The following is a 1,277-nucleotide window of genomic DNA, read 5'->3' on the forward strand; positions in this document are numbered from 1 at the left end:
GTGATGGAGTATTGGTAAACACTGCAATCGCGAAAGCAAAAAAACCATTTGATATGGCTCTAGCATTTAAAAATGCTGTTATAGCTGGAAGACAATCATACAACTCAGGAAGAATAGATAAAACCTTGATGGGAAATCCTTCCTCTCCTCTAAAGGGTATTATTTAGTCTTTTTAAAAAATTTTTTTTTTTTATAATTTTTTTTAATTTTCTTAACTTCTTTTTGTTGAGAAATCTTATCTTCTTTATTTTGGGTTTCTAAGTTTTTTAATTTTTCATAATGCTCAACAAGTTCAATAGTTTTTTTGGATTTGTTCTGAATGTTTATAATATATTCTGGAATTATCAGAGTATTGTCACTGATGATATCAATTGTCATTTTATTCTTTTTTTCAAAGTAAGTTAAATCATTAACAAAATTTTCTTTTAGAAAATCTGAAATTTTTTCGCAGACTTTTACTTCAACAAATTTTGCTTTATTAGTTACAGCCTTTAATTCAACAATTTTTAATAATTTTTGAGCAAAAGACTCGTCTGTTAAAGTTACCTTCCATTTAACAGCACTTTCTCTCAATCTTTGTCTAGACATCTCTAAAAGGCCAAAATTACTTATTCTTCCAATTTGAATTCTTGCTCTATCAGATCTACATTTTTCCTTAAGCTTTCTTTCTACTAAACGTCGGTTGCCAAAACTAAGCATGTCAATGAAGTCTATAATTATTAATCCTGATAAATCTCTAATTTTTATCTGTCTTGCAATTTCTTCTGCTGCTTCAATATTTGTATCTAAGGCTGTACTCTCTACATTTTTACCTTTAATTGAGCTACCAGAGTTAATGTCTATCGATACAAGTGCTTCTGTAGGATTAATAACTAAATATCCTCCAGATTTGAGTTTAATTTCTGAATCAAAAATTTGATTTAATTTTTGTTCAATATTTTCCTCAATAAATAGTGGTGTTCTTCCTCTATATTTTTTAACTTTTTTTACACTTGATGGCATCATTGTTTTCATAAAAGATTGGGCTTTTTTATAACCTTCATTTCCTTCAACAATAATTTGGTTAGTACTATCATCGTACATATCTCTTAAAGTTCTTTTAATTATTTCGCTTTCTTGATGAATTAAAGAGGGAGCTATAGAATTAATTGCATTATCTTTTATCTGTCCCCAAGTATTAATTAAACTTGTTAAGTCACTATTGATTTCATTTTTTGTTTTGTTGCTTCCTGCTGTTCTTACAATTAAACCCATCTCTTTAGGGATTTCAATTTCAT

The 1,277-nt window shown here is 28.0% G+C and carries 1 protein-coding gene and 1 pseudogene; one reads left to right on the plus strand and one right to left on the minus strand.

Annotated elements, in window-relative coordinates; translation table 11 throughout:
* Positions 1–167: pseudogene (locus AMN99_RS00220) on the plus strand (thiazole synthase); the annotation flags it as partial.
* Here AMN99_RS00220 and AMN99_RS00225 read toward each other — a convergent pair.
* The coding region (locus tag AMN99_RS00225) for a ribonuclease E/G (protein WP_179850416.1) at positions 160–1,277 on the minus strand (1,118 nt) is incomplete at its 5' end. The pseudogene AMN99_RS00220 and the gene AMN99_RS00225 sit on opposite strands and share 8 nt — an antisense overlap.

The sequence above is a fragment of the Candidatus Pelagibacter communis genome (genome assembly GCF_001180225.1).
Taxonomy (GTDB): domain Bacteria; phylum Pseudomonadota; class Alphaproteobacteria; order Pelagibacterales; family Pelagibacteraceae; genus Pelagibacter; species Pelagibacter ubique_D.